Source organism: Bradyrhizobium sp. Leo170, from assembly GCF_004296405.1.
In the GTDB taxonomy this organism is placed as follows: Bacteria; Pseudomonadota; Alphaproteobacteria; order Rhizobiales; family Xanthobacteraceae; genus Bradyrhizobium.
The window spans coordinates 1-15,594 of the sequence record NZ_PSRR01000202.1; the positions used below are offsets into that span (position 1 = coordinate 1).

Consider the following 15,594-nt stretch of genomic DNA (forward strand, 5'->3'; position numbering starts at 1 on the left):
GGCAGGGCCGTCGATTCCGTATACGCCGCTATCTGACGCGTGCGGAATTGTCGAAGAAGTGGGCGAGGATGTTAAGGGACTCAGGCCCGGTGACCGGGTTTGCTCTACCTTCTTTCCGACTTGGCAATCCGGCCGGCTCGCACCTGAAAAGCTCAGCATGCTTGGTGCTTCGGAACTCGGTGTTGGACAGCAACATTTCCTTTTGCCGCAATCTGCGCTTGCTCGACCGCCGGATTTTCTGACGGATATTCAGGCTGCTACGTTGCCCTGCGCAGCTTTGACAGCTTGGCGGGCTGTTCTGGACGGCACGGGCCTACTTCCCGGCGAGACCATATTGCTGCAAGGGACTGGAGGAGTATCGATTTTCGCGCTTCAGTTCGCCGTTGCTGCGGGCCTACGTGCTATCGTAACCTCGTCATCAGATGAAAAACTGGAGCGTGCAAAGGCGTTGGGCGCTACCGATGGAATCAATTATCGCTCCAAACCGGATTGGGCGGCAGAGGCACTGCAACTGACCAGCGGAAAAGGTGTTGATCTCGTCGTCGAAGTCGGCGGTGCCGGAACACTCGCACAAAGCATCCGAGCCGTTCGTCTGGAAGGCACAATTTCTCTTGTCGGGATGCTGGCAGGAGGGACTCAGCCGCTCGATGTTCGAACGATTTACATGAAAAATGTGATTGTACGGGGCATTACCGTCGGCTCCCTTGAGATGTTTCAGCGCATGTGCAAAGCGATCTCCGCGCACAATATAGAACCCGTTGTCTGCAAGGTATTTCCGTGGCGTGAAGCTCGCTCAGCGTTTGAAGCGCTGAAGCAAGGCGGGCATATCGGAAAAATCGTACTTGATTTTACCACGTAGTGGCGGAGCGTTCCGGATCTCGTTATGTCTGCTGTTGGGCCCCAAGCAGCGGTTGCAGTATGTCCGCTATTCCGCCGCTGTTACGGGATAAGCAGACATTCGGCGAATAAGCCAAGAATGACGCGATTGCCCTAAGCGGACACTTTCGCACGAGGACCCTGGTCGTACGTGGAACTCGTAGCGAGTGATACGACCGTTCGCCACCCCGACGGATCCGATCGCAGCGGCATGACCGATCCACGTTGTGGGTAACGAGCAGGAAGCTCGTCCCCGAATCGCGGTTGACCTTGGCAATCAATTGGAAAACGTCGTCGGCTGCTATATGGTCATCGGCCGCAAGTAGGAGACGTTCTGCGTGCTGCTGGAGCAGACGCCTTCGGAACGCCGGCGCGTCCAGCGAACCCTTAAGCTGCTCGTCTATGAAGCGATGGCAAACCGGAAACACCGCACTGCGCTGCCTTGCCGCGGCAGCGTTCGCGATTTCCCTGGTCGTCGGCTGGGCGTTTGAGCTGCGCGCCGAATCCGAAACGCCGGCTGTAGGAACTCTTTCACCCGCGGCCCTGAAGCAGCTTGACGACACCATTCGCAATGAGATCACGACCGGCAAGATTCCTGGCGGCATCCTGCTGATCCAACAACACGGCAAGCCAGTCCATTTCGAATGCTTCGGCGTGCGGGACCCCGACACGGGGCTGCCGATGACGCCGGATACGATTTTCCAGATCTATTCGATGTCGAAGGCCGTTACGTCGGTTGCGGCGATGATGCTGGTCGACGAAGGCAAGCTGGCTCTCGACGATTCCGTGTCGAAATACATTCATTCCTTTGCGGAAGCCAAGGTCGGTGTCGATATGTCCGACGAAGCAGGAAAGTATCCGCTCAAGCTCGAGCCGTTGAAGCGCCCGATCACGATCAGGGATCTATTGCGGCACACCTCGGGTATCACCTACGGCTTCTACGGCGAGACCCAGGTGCAGAAACTCTATGCGAATCCTCTGTTGTATGCGGGGGATTTCAACAACGCCGACTTCGCCGACCGGATCGCAGTGCTGCCGCTTGCCGATCAGCCCGCAACGCGCTGGAATTACAGCCATTCAACCGACGTGCTGGGCCGTGTCGTCGAGGTGGTCTCGGGGCAGACGCTGTACCAATTCGAAAAGCAGAGATTGTTCGATCCGCTCGGAATGTCCGACACTGTGTATTATGTCGCGGATAAAGCGAAGTGGCCGCTGATCGCCAGGGGATTTCCTGTCGATCGCTCTCGAGTCGCTGGAATCACCGATCCTACATTGCCGCGGCGCTGGGAGTCCGGTGGAGCGGGCTTGGCCTCGACCACAGGGGACTACGCCCGCTTCCTGCAAATGCTGCTGAATGGAGGTGAACTCGACGGCAAGCGGTACCTCAAGCGTGAGACAGTCGCACTGATGACGTCGGATCAGATTGGGCCGGAGACCGGTATCATTCATGATCCCTTCTATTTTCCGGGCCCCACCAGTGGCTTCGGTCTTGGCTTCGCCGTGCGCACCTCGCCACCTCCGAATACGGACTGGCCACTCGGTGAATACCGTTGGGACGGCGCCGGCGGCAGTTTCTATTTCGTCGATCCCGTGGACGACATGTTGGGAGTCTTCATGGTGATGTCGCCCACACAGGGGGGACGGATCCAACTGAACTTGAAGACGATGATCTACGAGGCGATGGGGAGGGGCCTGCGCAAGTAACCAACCGCAAACGCACCTTATTTCGCATTTCTCGGATCTTTCGCACCTACGCCAGGCCAGTGCCTGCAAGATCGATTGTTGTTGGCCCTCCTCGGACCTATGGAGATGTCCGAGTTGAGTCCGCGAGGTGGGCCAAAGCGGAGATTGACCAAGATCGCTGTCACGCGAGTTTATGAGTACACGGCCTGATGCAAGAACGCGCCCGGCAGAACCGGGCGCGTTTTGTTTGCGCAGGCGAGAACCTTACTCAGTCGAGTACTTGAACTCCGGCATCGCCTTCAGCTCTTCCTTGGTCGCGTTGTAGACGGCGTGATCAGGGTACCAGGGGTTCGGCTTGGCGCTCGAGGTCGAGCTTGTGGCAGCGCCCGTGGTCGTCGAAGAGCCAGCGCCGCTCGCCGGCTTTGCGCCGGTATTCGCCGCGCCGGTATAGGCAACCGGCTCGTTGACGAACTTGACCTTCTCGAAGGGGACGGCGACCAGATGCTCGCCGACGCCGAGGAAGCCGCCGACGCCGATCACGACCGCTTTGATGTTGCCGCTCTTGTCCATCAACATGTCGTTGATCGAGCCGATGCTCTCGTTGCTGTCGTTATAGACGTTCAGGCCGGCCATTTTCGACCCGCGCCAGTTGCCGTGGAACGACGACGGAGCGGTGGTTGACGTGGTCGCCGCAGTGCTCGGACGATCTCCAGTCGCCGTGTTCGGCGTTTGCGCGAACGCGACGCTTGCAAGCAGGGCCGAAGCCGCGAGACCAGTGATGGTATACTTCGCTAACATGATCGGATCCTCCAGTTCGAAATCGATGCTGAGAAAACCCGTCACGTCAGCAAGCGTTCCGTATCAAGTAGCACGGAACTTGCGACGCCGAACAAAGTGGAGCGCCAAGTCGAAAAGTTCAGAGTGAAGCGATGAACATGCGCTTCAGAAACCGCCCCAATAAGGCGGTATGCCGTAGTAGCGATGCAGCTCGGCCTCCTGCGACCGATCGCCCCAATCGAAATCCTTGTCGGCGCGGAACGACGGCGCGCGTTTCAACTCTTCATCTGATATGTCGAGCTCATAGGCTTCGAAGCGCGTGTTGTAGCGCAACCGCACCCAAGGCAAGGGGATCAGATTGGTTCCGAGGCCCAAGAATCCGCCGAAGCTGAGCACGGCGTAAGACACTTGTCCGGTGACCTTGTCGATCATCAGCCGTTCGATATGGCCGATCATCTCGCCGTTCGGCCGCCGCACCGCAGTGCCTTCGACGCGATCGCTGGCGATGAGCCGATGCGGATTGGTGCTGGCGTCGGCTGCCATCTGGCCCTCCCCACAAATGATCGAGAGGTTCAACGCCACATTCGACGACTGGTTCCTACGCCACAAATGGAACAGCCACCCTTCCCTTTTCGCAGAAGCACGCAGCCCGGGTGGAGCGAAGCGCAACCCGGGACACCTGCGTCAACGTTGAGAAGCGGCCCCGGGTTACGCTGGCGCTCCACCCGGGCTACGCGCTCTTCGCGGGGAAGGAGCTTGGCTTAACTCTGGTAGTCGATCAGCAGCGCGGAGAACGAACTGCCATTGGCCGATGCGCTCGCGCTGCCGGCCGAATTGTAGGAACTCGACGACGACGACGCCGACAGCGAATCCTGCAGCGACTGCAGGAACTGCTGCAGGATGTCGCTGACGGAATTGGTGGAGGTGCTGGCGTCATCGGTCGAGGTTGAAGCATCCGACGGTGGTGGCCCGCCGGCGCCGCCGTGAGGGCCGTGGCTACCGCCGGGACCCTGCGCGAAGGCGGCCTTGAACACGCCCTGCAATTCGGTCGCCTGGTCGCTGGTCAGCTTGCCGCTGGATACCTCCTGGTTGATGAGATCATCCAGTTTGGACTTCATCTCGTCCGGCGACGGCCGCGTGCCGCCGGCCTGATCGCTGGCGCGGCTCGCCTGCATCGAGGCGTCGATATCCGTCAGCGCTGACGACAGCGCGTCCTGATCGGACGAGCTGATGGTGCCGGAATTGATTTCGGACTGCAGTTCGTCCTGCAGCCGCTGCAAAGGCGACTGATAGGTGCTGCCGGAGGCAGCCGAGATCGCGGTCATGGAATGCTCCAAATGATTCTGATAGGTACGCCTGAAACTCGCCGCGACGGTAGGGTTAACGGTCTTAACAGTGCCTTTTGCCCTGTTGCCCCCTGTTACCGCGCAGCCGTCAGAAACATTTGGAAACAAGAATCTTCGCCGCTTACCCCGAATCATCGACAAAAAGGTCAGCATGGCCCAACCGCAGCCGAACATCCTTGTCGTCGAGGACGACCGCGAGACGCGCAGCCTGATCGCGAAATATCTGCGCAACAACGCCTGCAACGTCACCACCGCCGGCGACGGCCGCGAGATGGTCCGCGCGATGACCGACCACCGGGTCGATCTTCTGATCCTTGACGTCATGCTGCCCGGCGAGGATGGCCTCAGCCTGTGCCGCAAGGTGCGCGCGACCTCGCAGACGCCGATCATCATGCTGACCGCGCGCGGCGAGGACGTCGACCGCATCCTCGGCCTCGAGATGGGCGCCGATGACTATCTGCCGAAGCCGTTCAATCCGCGCGAGCTGTTGGCACGGATCAATGCGGTGCTGCGGCGGCAGGTGGCGGCGCGCAACGCCAGCGCCATCGAAGGCGCAACCGTGCTGACATTCCAGGGCTGGCGCATCGATTTCCGCCTGCGCGAATTGCGCAACCCCGAAGGCGCCAAGGTCGCCATGACCAGCGCCGAGTTCGACCTGCTCCGGACCTTCTGCGAGCGGCCCGGCCGCGTGCTGTCGCGCGACAGCCTGCTCGACCTCACAGGCGCGCGCAACGCCGGCTCGTTCGAGCGTTCCATCGACGTCCTGGTCAGCCGCATCCGCCGCAAGATCGAGCCCGATCCGCAGGAAGCCACCATGATCAAGACGGTGCGCGCCGGCGGCTACATGTTCACGCCAAGAGTCGAAGCGGTGACCGCGGCGGGCAATTGACGATGAAGCTCTCCAGCTTCCTCAATCTCAGAGGCATCAGCGGGCAGATCGCGGCGCTGGTGGTCGCCTCGATCGTCGCCATCCACATCATCATCGCCACGATCTTCCTCATCTCACGGCCGGACCAGTCGGAGCCGCTTGGCGACCGCGGACATGCCCAGCTCGCCAGCGCAATCCAACTACTCGGCGCCGCCGCAGCGTCGGAACGAGCGCGGCTGTCTGCTGACATCAACAACGCCTTTCCGCAACTCGGCGTCGAAAGCCTGCCGCCCGGCACCACGCCCGCGGCCGGCGAACTGAATGAGCGCGAATTGCACGGCCTCTACCGCCGGCTCGGCGGCGCCTATCGGCTGTTTCCGCTGGCGGGCGACGGCGCAAAGATCGAGCCAAGGATCGGCATCACCCTGCCCGACGGCGCGATGATCTCGGCAAGGCTGCTCGCGGATCGGCACCGGCCGCCGTTCCTCGGCGGTCCCTGGATGATGACGCTGTTGTTCATGGTCATCAGCGTCACGCTGCTCGGGCTGTGGGCGGCACGCGCGCTGACCGCGCCGCTATCATCATTTGCGCGCGCCGCCGAAAGTTTCAGTCTCGACGGCGCGGCGGCGCCCCTGCCCGAACGCGGGCCGGAAGAGATCCGATCGGTCGCGAAAGCATTGAACCGCATGCGCGAGCGCATCACCGGCCTGATCGAGGACCGCACCAAGATGCTGGCCGCGATCAGCCACGACCTGCGCACGCCGATCACGCGGATGCGGCTGCGCTCCGAATTCATCGAGGACGAGACCCATCGCAGCCGCATGCTTCACGATCTCGACCAGATGCGCGCGATGCTGGAATCGGTGCTGTCGTTCCTGCGCAACGACCGCAAACTGGAATCGATGACGCTGACCGATATCGCCAGCACCCTGCAGCTCGTCACCGACCAGTTTTCCGACATGGGCCACAAGGTCAATTACGACGGCCCGGCCCACGCGATGGCCACTGTGCGGCCGGACGACCTGCTCCGCAGCGTCACCAATCTGGTCGAGAACGCCGTCCGCTTCGGCGCAGAGGCGACGATCCGGCTCCGCATCGCGCCGGATCGCATCACCATCGAAGTCGAGGACGACGGCCCCGGCATTTCGGATGCGCGCAAGCACGATGTGCTGGAGCCGTTCGTGCGCGGCGACGAGGCGCGCAACATGGACGAGTCCGAAGGCTTTGGCCTCGGGCTATCCATCACCAACGCGATTGTGCTCGCGCATGGCGGGACGTTGTCGCTGCACGACAAACAGCCGCACGGGCTCGTTGCGCGGATCGAGTTGCCGGTACACGGAAAAGAGGAGCGCTCGGCGGCCTGACTTCAGGCGGCCAGCGGCGCCTGCTCGCTGCCGTGCTCCGGATAGATCGCAATGGCCTCGAAGCGGTAATCGCAGGCGCGGCAATGCCAGAGATAGAATATCCGGCCACCATCCTGCTCGACCCAATCCGGCTTCGCGATCGGCTTGCCGCATTGTGCGCAAGGATTTCCACGCGGCAGATCAGCGGAATCAAAATGGGCCATGACGCGTCTCCCTTTGTCGACTTTTCTTGGTCGGTTTTTGATTGTCGTTTCTTGAATTATCGTTGCCGGCAGATAGGCGCTGAACCCTGCGCCTGCCATGCAAAATCCTACGGTGGCTTTGAGTCATTTGCGCGACAAGACGCTTGCCGCCGTGCAGCAAATCGTCGTCTAAGACTTTACTAAAGCCCGCCCTATAACGCCTCGTTTTCGCCACATACTTGCCCGGCCGCCGCAACAATCGGGTTGCGTAAGTGGAACAGACTATTCCGTCGCCGAGATCGCGTCCGATGAAATTCCCTTTCGCTCTCACCTTGCTCGTGGCTATTGCCGCGGTGCTTCTCGGCTCCCCCGCACAGGCGCAGCAGCGTTCGCAATATGAGGCGCTGGTCGCCAGCCATGCCCAGGCCAATCTGGTGCCTGATACGCTGGTGCACCGGGTGATCGTGCGCGAGAGCAAGTATCAGCCGAACCTGATCGGACGCGGCGGGGCGATCGGGCTGATGCAGATCAAGCTCGCGACCGCACGCGCCTTGGCTACAAGGGCGATGCGGCGGGCCTGCGCGACCCCGAAACCAACCTCACCTATGGCATCAAATATCTCGCCGGCGCCTATCGTGCCGCCGGCGGCAACCACGACCGCGCCGTGCATTACTACGCCAGCGGGTACTATTACGCCGCCAAGCAGCAGCGGCTGCAGCACCTGAGGGAATCCAAGAGGGAATCCCGCCCGACGCTCGCCGCCGCATCGCAAAAAGAGCAGGCACAGGCCGAGACGCCGGAAAGCGCGGTCGACGCCGACGCACAGCAGATCCCCGGCAACTGAGGGGCACGGCCGCAAGGCGGCGTTGACAGCTCAGCACATCTGCTTACATTAGACGCGTTCCGAGGGGTGCTCCGAGGAGGAGCTGAGATACCGCACGCTTGGGGTTGGCCATTCCGGCCGATATCCGGGACCGCGGTGACCCTTTGAACCTGATCCGGGTCATACCGGCGAAGGGACAGGGATGTACCAGAATAAGAGTCCGCGGGGGGATTCCCCCGTATCTATCATCGGCGCAGGCATTGCAGGCGCTTGGCAGGCGTTATTGTTCGCGCAGGCCGGTCACGCGGTGACTTTGCACGAGCGCAGTGACGCCGCGATGACGGAATCCACAAGCCATTGGGCCGGCGGCATGCTGGCGCCCTATTGCGAGGCCGAGGTCGCCGAGCCCATCATCAGCCGGCTCGGCCAGCGCTCGCTCGATATCTGGCGGCGCGAATTGCCGGATACGCCGTTCAACGGCTCGCTGGTGGTGGCGCATGCGCGCGAGCGCAACGATTTCGAGCGCTTTGCCCGGATGACGGAAGGTCATGAGCGGCTCGATGCGTCAGGCGTTGCGCAGCTCGAGCCCTCGCTCGACGGCCGTTTCCGCGACGCGCTGTTCTTCCCGGGCGAGGGCCATGTCGAGCCGCGCCGCGTGCTGCCCAGGCTGCATGAGCGCATCCTCGCTGCCGGCGGCACCATCAAGTTCAACAGCGACATCAGCGCGGAGGATCTCGAGGGCATCGTGATCGATTGCCGCGGCCTGTCGGCGCGCGACGGAGAGCCGGAGCTGCGCGGCGTCAAGGGCGAGATGATCCTGATCGAGACCGCGGAGGTGGAACTGTCGCGTCCGGTGCGGCTGATCCATCCGCGCTGGCCGCTTTACGTGATCCCGCGCGAGGATCATCTGTTCATGCTGGGCGCGACCTCGATCGAGGCCGAGGACACCGGCGTCAGCGTCCGCTCGGCGCTGGAGCTTCTGGGCGCGGCCTATGCGGTGCACCCGGCCTTTGCCGAAGCGCGCATCCTCGAATTCGGCTCCGGCCTGCGCCCGGCCTTTCCCGACAATCTGCCGCGGATCACGATCGACAGGAAGAAGATCTCGGTGAACGGCCTTTACCGCCACGGCTTCCTGCTTGCGCCGGCGCTGGCGGAGCTGACGCTCGCTTACGTCGCGCGCGGCCAGATCGACAATGAGGTGATGCGATGCGTGTGATCGTCAACGGCGAACCGCGGGAGATAACCGCTGTAAGCGTCGACGCGCTGCTCGCCGAGCTCGACTACGAAGGCACCCATTTCGCGATCGCGCTGAACTACGACGTGCTGCCGAAGAGCCGCTGGGCCGAGACCGCACTGAAAGCCGGCGACGAGATCGAGATCATCACACCACGGCAGGGAGGGTGATTGCCATGACCGCAAACCCTCTCCTCCCGTCGTCCCCGCGAAGGCGGGGACCCATAACCACAGGCCATCGTTGCGACGAAGAGCGTCCGCCAGAGTGCCCCAAGAGAAATCACGCGGTATGGGTCCCGGCCTTCGCCGGGACGACAGGGTGACACCATGCTGAACTTCTACGGCAAGACCTTCTCCTCCCGCCTGCTGATCGGCACGGCGCTCTATCCTTCGCCCGCGATCATGCAGGCAGCGATCCGCGCGTCCGGCGCCAATATCGTCACCGTGTCGCTGCGGCGCGAAGCCGCCGGCGGCAAGACCGGGGATGCGTTCTGGTCGCTGATCCGCGAGCTCGCCGTCACCGTGCTGCCCAACACCGCCGGCTGCCGCACCGTGCGCGAGGCGGTGACCACGGCAAAGCTCGCGCGCGAATTGTTCGGCACGAGCTGGATCAAGCTCGAAGTCATCGCCGACAACGACACGCTGCAGCCCGATGTCGTCGGCCTGGTCGAAGCCGCCTCCATCCTGATCAAGGACGGTTTCGAGGTGTTCCCCTATTGCACCGAGGATCTTTCGGTGGCGATGCGGCTGGTCGATGCCGGCTGCAAGGTGGTGATGCCCTGGGCCGCGCCGATCGGCAGCGCCAAGGGGATCACCAACCGCGATGCGCTAAAACTGCTGCGGGACCGCTTGCCCGACATCACGCTGGTGGTTGACGCCGGCATCGGCGCGCCCTCGCATGCGGCCCACGCGCTCGAGCTCGGCTACGACGCGGTGCTGCTCAACACGGCAGTTGCGAAAGCCGCCGACCCCGTCGCGATGGCGAATGCATTCCGCCTCGGCATCGAGGCCGGCCGCGCCGCTTATGAGGCCGGGCTGATGGACGCGCGCGATTTCGCCTCCCCCTCCACTCCTGTCATCGGGACTCCGTTCTGGCATGCCGTATCCTGATCCATTCTATCCCGTCGTCGACAGCGTCGCCTGGGTCGAGCGGCTGACCAAGCTCGGCGTCGGCACGATCCAATTGCGCGCCAAGGATCTGAACGACTCCGAAGCGCTGCAGATCGTCACCGATGCGCTCGCGGTGACCAGGGGCACACCGACAAAACTCGTCGTCAACGACTATTGGCGCGCGGCGATCGTCGCCGGCGCCGAGCATCTGCATCTCGGCCAGGAGGATCTCGCCGATGCCGACCTCGCCGAGATCCGTAAAGCGCGGCTCACGCTCGGCATCTCCACCCATGACGACGAGGAGCTGGCGACCGCGATGAAGGCCGAGCCGGATTACATCGCACTCGGCCCGATCTTCCCGACCACGCTGAAGTCGATGCGCTTCGCGCCGCAGGGGATTCCGAAGATCACCGAATGGAAGGAGCGCATCGGCGACATCCCGCTGGTTGCGATCGGCGGCATCAAGTTCGAGCAGGCCGCGGAGATCTTCGCCGCCGGCGCCGACTCGATTGCCGTCGTCTCCGACATCACCCAGAACGCCGACCCCGATGCGCGGGTCAGACAATGGCTTGGCGCTTCAGCCAAAGCCGCTTGAAGTAAGAAGTTTTAAGGAGGAACTCCATGAACATTCGTTCCAACCCTGACACCACCATTCCCGCCGTCACCACGGGGCCGCTGCCCTCCTCGCGCAAGATTTTCTCCACCCCCGACGCGGCGCCGGACGTGCGGGTGCCGCTGCGCGAGATCATCCTGAGCGAAGGCGCCGGCGAGCCCAATCTTCCCGTCTACGACACCTCGGGCCCCTACAACGATCCGTCCATCGTGATCGACGTCAATGCCGGCCTGCCGCGCAATCGTCTCGCCTGGGTGAAAGAGCGCGGCGGCGTCGAGGAATATGAGGGGCGCACGATCAAGCCGGAAGACAACGGCAATCTCTCCGCCGACAAGGCGGCGCGCGCCTTCACCGCGCATCACCAGCCGCTGCGCGGCCTCGACGGCCACAAGATCACCCAGCTCGAATTCGCCCGCGCCGGCATCATCACCAAGGAGATGATCTACGTGGCCGAGCGCGAGAATCTCGGCCGCAAACAGCAGCTCGAGCGCGCGGAAGCGGCGCTCGCCGACGGCGAAAGCTTCGGCGCCTCGGTGCCGGCCTTCATCACGCCGGAATTCGTGCGGAGCGAGATCGCGCGCGGCCGCGCCATCATTCCAAGCAACATCAACCATGCCGAGCTCGAGCCGATGATCATCGGCCGCAACTTCCTGACCAAGATCAACGCCAATATCGGCAACTCCGCGGTGACGTCGTCGGTCGAGGAGGAAGTCGAGAAGATGGTGTGGGCGATCCGCTGGGGCGCCGACACCGTGATGGACCTCTCGACGGGGCGCAACATCCACACCACCCGCGAATGGATCTTGCGCAACTCGCCGGTGCCGATCGGCACCGTGCCGATCTACCAGGCGCTGGAAAAGTGCAACGGCGATCCGGTCCAGCTGACCTGGGAATTGTACAAGGACACGCTGATCGAGCAGTGCGAACAGGGCGTCGATTATTTCACGATCCACGCCGGCGTGCGCCTGCCCTACATCCATCTCACCGCCAACCGCGTCACCGGCATCGTCTCGCGCGGCGGCTCGATCATGGCGAAGTGGTGCCTGGCGCATCACAAGGAGAGCTTCCTCTACACCCATTTCGACGAGATCTGCGACCTCATGCGCAAGTATGACGTCTCGTTCTCGCTCGGCGACGGCCTGCGTCCCGGCTCGATCGCCGACGCCAACGACCGCGCGCAGTTCGCCGAACTGGAGACGCTCGGCGAACTCACCAAGATCGCGTGGGACAAAGGCTGCCAGGTCATGATCGAAGGCCCCGGCCACGTGCCGATGCACAAGATCAAGATCAACATGGACAAGCAGCTCAAGGAATGCGGCGAAGCCCCGTTCTACACCCTTGGGCCGCTGACCACGGACATCGCGCCGGGCTATGACCACATCACCTCAGGCATCGGCGCCGCGATGATCGGCTGGTTCGGCTGCGCCATGCTCTGCTACGTCACGCCGAAGGAGCATCTCGGCCTGCCCGATCGCAACGACGTCAAGGTGGGCGTCATCACCTACAAGATCGCCGCCCACGCCGCCGACCTCGCCAAGGGTCACCCGGCCGCGCAACTCCGCGACGACGCGCTGTCGCGCGCCCGCTTCGACTTCCGCTGGACCGACCAGTTCAACCTCGGCCTGGACCCCGAGACCGCAAAGAACTTCCACGACGAGACCCTGCCGAAGGAAGCCCACAAGGTCGCCCACTTCTGCTCGATGTGCGGCCCAAAGTTTTGCTCGATGAAGATCACGCAAGATGTGCGGGACTACGCCGCTACGCTGAACGATCCCGCGAGCATCGGGATGTCGATGCAGGGCACCATCGAGGACGGCATGGCGGCGATGAGCCAGAAGTTCAGGGAGATGGGCAGCGACGTGTATCTGGATGCGGAGAAGGTGAAGGAGAGTAACAGGGTGTTGTAAGGACTACGCAGTCACCCGGATCACAATGACCGATAGTCTGACCGGCGAGGCCGGGACTTGGTCTGAACATCCATAGCGGAGAGAACGGCCGGGCATTTGCCCGGCCGTTCTGCTGCAACTGTGGCGCGCCTATAGCGTGATGCGATTTGGTTGAATCGGCGGTGAGTTCACTTCACCTCTCCCGCTTGCGGGAGAGGTCGGCGCACCCGGATCGGCGCTTCGCGCCGTCCGAGTACAGGCTCCGCGCCGGGTGAGGGCTCTCTCCCACGGATAGCCCCATCGCGGAGACACCCTCACCCCGGCCCTCTCCCGCAAGCGGGAGAGGGAGCGCAGCGTTCATCGCGGATACAATTCGACCTGATCTCATCATGCTCTAAGAAGTGATCGAACCTGAAGAGCCCCTCTAACGACAAACTTTCGGATGCCGTTGCCAGCCATTTTGGTAGCTAGTCAGATTCTCCAGCCATCCTAAAAGCATGCGCAAGTCTCAATTGGCAGACGTGGGGATAACGATATGAGATCGAATAGTGCCTTCCGCGCCAAAGCAAGAGCTGCATTTCTCCATCGGATTGCGAATCGAACCCAGAGCGATGGCTTGCACCTTGAGAACAGAGTAAGCGGAACGCGACCTCGCCTCGCGTGCGATGAGTCCAAGAAGTCATCTGCCGTTGATGATCTGCCGGAACACATCCGCAGGTTCTGCCAGCGATTTTTCTCCGACAACAGAAGCCTCCTCTAGAGCGTTTTCGAGCGAAGTGGACACCGGTTCGCGTGAAGAAAACGCGTCAAAACAAGAATCTAGAGCGTCGGCTCTGATTTCATCAGAACCGACGCTCTAGTTATTTCCCACCATCGCAGAGCGGCAACGCTACTTGATCTGTGGTTGCGTCGCCGGTCGAGACAACTTTGCAGGTCTGCCCTGAGGAGTTGGCTGCCTGGATCGAGCGGCCGCTCGTCCCGCATATTGAGAGGCCGATCCTCGGATGTGCATTCGCGCGATCCATTGGCTCATACCGGCCACTGATCTATCCTGCATCTCATCTGTCCAACGACCACGCGAGGATGCCCCATGTCCATAAAGCACTTCCCTCCCCCGCCCGGCGTCAAGGCGCCGCCGCTCTCGTTCGGCGCCCGCGTCGGCGATCTCCTCTTCATCTCCGGCATCCCCGGCTTCGACGCCAACGGCGCGCTGCCTGAGACCTTCGAGGCACAGTTCGCCAACGTCGTCACCAACTTCAAGCGCGTGCTGGACGAGGCGGGCGCGACGGTGCGCGATCTTACCAAGGTCAACGTGCTGCTGACGCGCGCCTCCGATGTCGCCACGATGAACAAGCTCTATGCCGAGGCGTTCGGGCCGGCGCCCTACCCGGCACGCACCACCTGCGTGGTGGTGGCGCTGCCCGATCCGAAGATGCTGATCGAGATCGAGGGTGTGGCGAGCCTGCGCGCTTCATGAGCGGCGCGCCCGCGCCTCGCGAACGGCTGCCCGACCAGCTTGCCGCCGATCTGCGCCTGGTCTTCGTCGGCACCGCCGCGAGCCAGCGGTCGGCGGACCTCGGCCATTACTACGCGCATCCCGGCAATCGCTTCTGGCGCACGCTGCATCAGGTCGGCATCACGCCGCGCCGCTTCGAGCCGCATGAATTTCCGGCGCTCCTCGAACTCGGCATCGGCTTCACCGACATGTGCAAGACGGGCGCGGGGATGGACCACCGGGCGCTCGCCTTCCCTGTCGATGTGCCGGCGTTCTGCGAGAAGATGCTGATCTATCAGCCCAAGGCCATCGCGTTCACCAGCAAGAAGGCGGCATCCCTGTTCTACGAACGACCAACGACAGCGATCGCGCTAGGCCGGCAAGCTGCGCTGCCGGAATTCCCCGTCATCTTCGTGCTGGCGTCGCCATCGGGCGCAGCTTCGGGAAGCTGGTCGTTGCGGCCGTGGCAGGAGCTGGCGGATTGGCTGCTGTCTGACGAGCGAGTGGAGGATCGACATACCGCCGCGCGAAGCGGCCGGTGAAACTGCAGTTGATAAAGTCATCGCAGCCTCCCGATTTGGAGGGGGCAGGCTCTTGCCGTACCAATAACGCCATAAACGATCGCGAAAGATCGGCGGCGCCGCGGCCGATCGCGGAGGCAGCCAAATAACAAATTCGACAGGAGATCGTCATGCGTCGCGCTACCGCCCTCTGCCTCGCCACCTGCTTCGCTGTTGCGGCCTTCGCCGCCAAGCCCGCAGAGGCCGGCTATTACGTGATCCGCTGGGAGAACACCGGCATCTGCCAGATCTGGAATGAGGACCTGCAGCGGAAGCCGATGCAATGGCCCTCAACCTACCAGGTCGTCAGCAAGCCGGTCCCGACCTTCACCGCCGCGATGGCCGAGCAGCAACAGATGCGGACGCAGCGCCGCTGCACATTGTGAGTTGTAGGGTCGCAATACTTGTAGGGTGGGCAAAGCGCAGCGTGCCCACCCTTGCGAGCGGAGTGCTCAATGGTGGGCACGGCGCGATAGACGCGCCTTTGCCCACCCTACAAGACTTTCTTCCCGCGGCTCTCGGTGGGTTACGCTTCGCCAACCCACCCTACGCAGCCGTCATTGCGAGCGAGCGAAGCAATCCACGTCTCCGCTTGCGGCACTATGGATTGCTTCGCTCCGCTCGCAATGACGATGTGGATACTTTGGGTGCGACAAATCAACCCGACGGGCAAATCAGCAGAAACGTGTCCACCCCTCACGCGAAAAATAATCCGCTTTCGCCGTCGGGCAAATCAGTGATTTAACTCCGCGCGTCTCACCCAAGATGAGGGGCGGCT

The 15,594-nt window shown here is 62.6% G+C and carries 16 protein-coding genes, 1 pseudogene and 1 riboswitch; of the genes and pseudogenes, 13 read left to right on the plus strand and 4 right to left on the minus strand.

What is annotated here, in order from left to right; translation table 11 throughout:
- Both CWO89_RS27860 and CWO89_RS27870 read left to right on the plus strand, forming a co-directional pair.
- On the plus strand, positions 1-859 hold an 859-nt coding region (locus tag CWO89_RS27860), incomplete at its 5' end, for a zinc-dependent alcohol dehydrogenase family protein (RefSeq protein ID WP_130581812.1).
- Positions 860-1,278: 419 nt separating this feature from the next.
- Positions 1,279-2,580 carry a serine hydrolase domain-containing protein gene (locus CWO89_RS27870; protein ID WP_130581813.1) on the plus strand — a complete coding sequence of 434 codons (1,302 nt, stop codon included), beginning with the start codon at positions 1,279-1,281 and terminating at the stop codon, positions 2,578-2,580.
- A gap of 243 nt (positions 2,581-2,823) precedes the next feature.
- On the opposite strand, the gene CWO89_RS27875 is transcribed toward CWO89_RS27870, so the two are convergent.
- From CWO89_RS27875 to CWO89_RS27885, 3 genes are all read right to left on the minus strand, one after another.
- A complete protein-coding gene (locus tag CWO89_RS27875; RefSeq protein ID WP_130581814.1) occupies positions 2,824-3,357 on the minus strand; it encodes a PRC-barrel domain-containing protein in 534 nt (177 codons plus the stop codon).
- Positions 3,358-3,501: 144 nt separating this feature from the next.
- A complete protein-coding gene (locus tag CWO89_RS27880) occupies positions 3,502-3,879 on the minus strand; it encodes a PRC-barrel domain-containing protein (RefSeq protein ID WP_130581815.1) in 378 nt (125 codons plus the stop codon).
- Between the two features lie 218 nt (positions 3,880-4,097).
- Complete coding sequence (locus CWO89_RS27885) at positions 4,098-4,661, minus strand: hypothetical protein (protein ID WP_130581816.1); 564 nt, start codon at positions 4,659-4,661, stop codon at positions 4,098-4,100.
- 172 nt (positions 4,662-4,833) lie between these two features.
- Here CWO89_RS27885 and CWO89_RS27890 point away from each other — a divergent pair, with 172 nt between their 5' ends.
- On the plus strand, positions 4,834-5,571 hold the full coding sequence (locus tag CWO89_RS27890) for a response regulator (RefSeq protein WP_130581817.1): 738 nt from the start codon (positions 4,834-4,836) through the stop codon (positions 5,569-5,571).
- Between the two features lie 2 nt (positions 5,572-5,573).
- Entirely contained in the window at positions 5,574-6,914 is a 1,341-nt protein-coding gene (locus CWO89_RS27895; RefSeq protein WP_130581818.1) for an ATP-binding protein, read from the plus strand.
- Positions 6,915-6,916: 2 nt separating this feature from the next.
- Here CWO89_RS27895 and CWO89_RS27900 read toward each other — a convergent pair whose 3' ends face one another.
- The gene (locus CWO89_RS27900) at positions 6,917-7,117 is read right to left on the minus strand and encodes a hypothetical protein (RefSeq protein WP_130581819.1); all 201 of its coding nucleotides are present in this window, start codon (positions 7,115-7,117) and stop codon (positions 6,917-6,919) included.
- Positions 7,118-7,404: 287 nt separating this feature from the next.
- Here CWO89_RS27900 and CWO89_RS27905 point away from each other — a divergent pair.
- The 9 genes and pseudogenes from CWO89_RS27905 to CWO89_RS27945 all read left to right on the plus strand — a co-directional run bounded on the left by CWO89_RS27905 (position 7,405) and on the right by CWO89_RS27945 (position 15,202).
- Positions 7,405-7,940: pseudogene (locus tag CWO89_RS27905) on the plus strand (transglycosylase SLT domain-containing protein).
- Positions 7,941-7,992: 52 nt separating this feature from the next.
- A riboswitch (TPP riboswitch) is annotated at positions 7,993-8,134 on the plus strand.
- Complete coding sequence (locus tag CWO89_RS27910) at positions 8,122-9,135, plus strand: FAD-dependent oxidoreductase (protein ID WP_130581820.1); 1,014 nt, start codon at positions 8,122-8,124, stop codon at positions 9,133-9,135. Its footprint overlaps the riboswitch before it by 13 nt.
- The gene (gene thiS, locus CWO89_RS27915; protein ID WP_130581821.1) at positions 9,126-9,323 is read left to right on the plus strand and encodes a sulfur carrier protein ThiS; all 198 of its coding nucleotides are present in this window, start codon (positions 9,126-9,128) and stop codon (positions 9,321-9,323) included. The genes CWO89_RS27910 and thiS overlap by 10 nt, the downstream gene beginning before the upstream one ends.
- A 156-nt stretch (positions 9,324-9,479) precedes the next feature.
- Positions 9,480-10,262, plus strand: coding sequence for a thiazole synthase (locus CWO89_RS27920; protein ID WP_130581822.1), 783 nt, complete (start codon positions 9,480-9,482; stop codon positions 10,260-10,262).
- A complete protein-coding gene (locus tag CWO89_RS27925; RefSeq protein ID WP_130581823.1) occupies positions 10,249-10,857 on the plus strand; it encodes a thiamine phosphate synthase in 609 nt (202 codons plus the stop codon). The genes CWO89_RS27920 and CWO89_RS27925 overlap by 14 nt, the downstream gene beginning before the upstream one ends.
- 26 nt (positions 10,858-10,883) lie before the next feature.
- Positions 10,884-12,782: a phosphomethylpyrimidine synthase ThiC gene (gene thiC, locus CWO89_RS27930; protein ID WP_130581824.1), complete on the plus strand. Its 1,899-nt coding sequence runs from the start codon at positions 10,884-10,886 to the stop codon at positions 12,780-12,782.
- A gap of 1,069 nt (positions 12,783-13,851) precedes the next feature.
- Entirely contained in the window at positions 13,852-14,238 is a 387-nt protein-coding gene (locus tag CWO89_RS27935) for a RidA family protein (RefSeq protein ID WP_130581825.1), read from the plus strand.
- Complete coding sequence (locus tag CWO89_RS27940) at positions 14,235-14,798, plus strand: mismatch-specific DNA-glycosylase (RefSeq protein WP_130581826.1); 564 nt, start codon at positions 14,235-14,237, stop codon at positions 14,796-14,798. Before CWO89_RS27935 ends, CWO89_RS27940 begins: the two co-directional genes overlap by 4 nt.
- 149 nt (positions 14,799-14,947) lie before the next feature.
- Entirely contained in the window at positions 14,948-15,202 is a 255-nt protein-coding gene (locus tag CWO89_RS27945; protein WP_130581827.1) for a hypothetical protein, read from the plus strand.
- Positions 15,203-15,594: the final 392 nt, after the last annotated feature.

Coding starts and splice junctions, on each gene's coding strand:
- CWO89_RS27870 (WP_130581813.1), top strand. CDS start 1,279: ATGAAGCGATGGCAAACCGGAAACACCGCACTGCGCTGCCTTGCCGCG.
- CWO89_RS27875 (WP_130581814.1), bottom strand. CDS start 3,357: ATGTTAGCGAAGTATACCATCACTGGTCTCGCGGCTTCGGCCCTGCTT.
- CWO89_RS27880 (WP_130581815.1), bottom strand. CDS start 3,879: ATGGCAGCCGACGCCAGCACCAATCCGCATCGGCTCATCGCCAGCGAT.
- CWO89_RS27885 (WP_130581816.1), bottom strand. CDS start 4,661: ATGACCGCGATCTCGGCTGCCTCCGGCAGCACCTATCAGTCGCCTTTG.
- CWO89_RS27890 (WP_130581817.1), top strand. CDS start 4,834: ATGGCCCAACCGCAGCCGAACATCCTTGTCGTCGAGGACGACCGCGAG.
- CWO89_RS27895 (WP_130581818.1), top strand. CDS start 5,574: ATGAAGCTCTCCAGCTTCCTCAATCTCAGAGGCATCAGCGGGCAGATC.
- CWO89_RS27900 (WP_130581819.1), bottom strand. CDS start 7,117: ATGGCCCATTTTGATTCCGCTGATCTGCCGCGTGGAAATCCTTGCGCA.
- CWO89_RS27910 (WP_130581820.1), top strand. CDS start 8,122: ATGTACCAGAATAAGAGTCCGCGGGGGGATTCCCCCGTATCTATCATC.
- thiS (WP_130581821.1), top strand. CDS start 9,126: ATGCGTGTGATCGTCAACGGCGAACCGCGGGAGATAACCGCTGTAAGC.
- CWO89_RS27920 (WP_130581822.1), top strand. CDS start 9,480: ATGCTGAACTTCTACGGCAAGACCTTCTCCTCCCGCCTGCTGATCGGC.
- CWO89_RS27925 (WP_130581823.1), top strand. CDS start 10,249: ATGCCGTATCCTGATCCATTCTATCCCGTCGTCGACAGCGTCGCCTGG.
- thiC (WP_130581824.1), top strand. CDS start 10,884: ATGAACATTCGTTCCAACCCTGACACCACCATTCCCGCCGTCACCACG.
- CWO89_RS27935 (WP_130581825.1), top strand. CDS start 13,852: ATGTCCATAAAGCACTTCCCTCCCCCGCCCGGCGTCAAGGCGCCGCCG.
- CWO89_RS27940 (WP_130581826.1), top strand. CDS start 14,235: ATGAGCGGCGCGCCCGCGCCTCGCGAACGGCTGCCCGACCAGCTTGCC.
- CWO89_RS27945 (WP_130581827.1), top strand. CDS start 14,948: ATGCGTCGCGCTACCGCCCTCTGCCTCGCCACCTGCTTCGCTGTTGCG.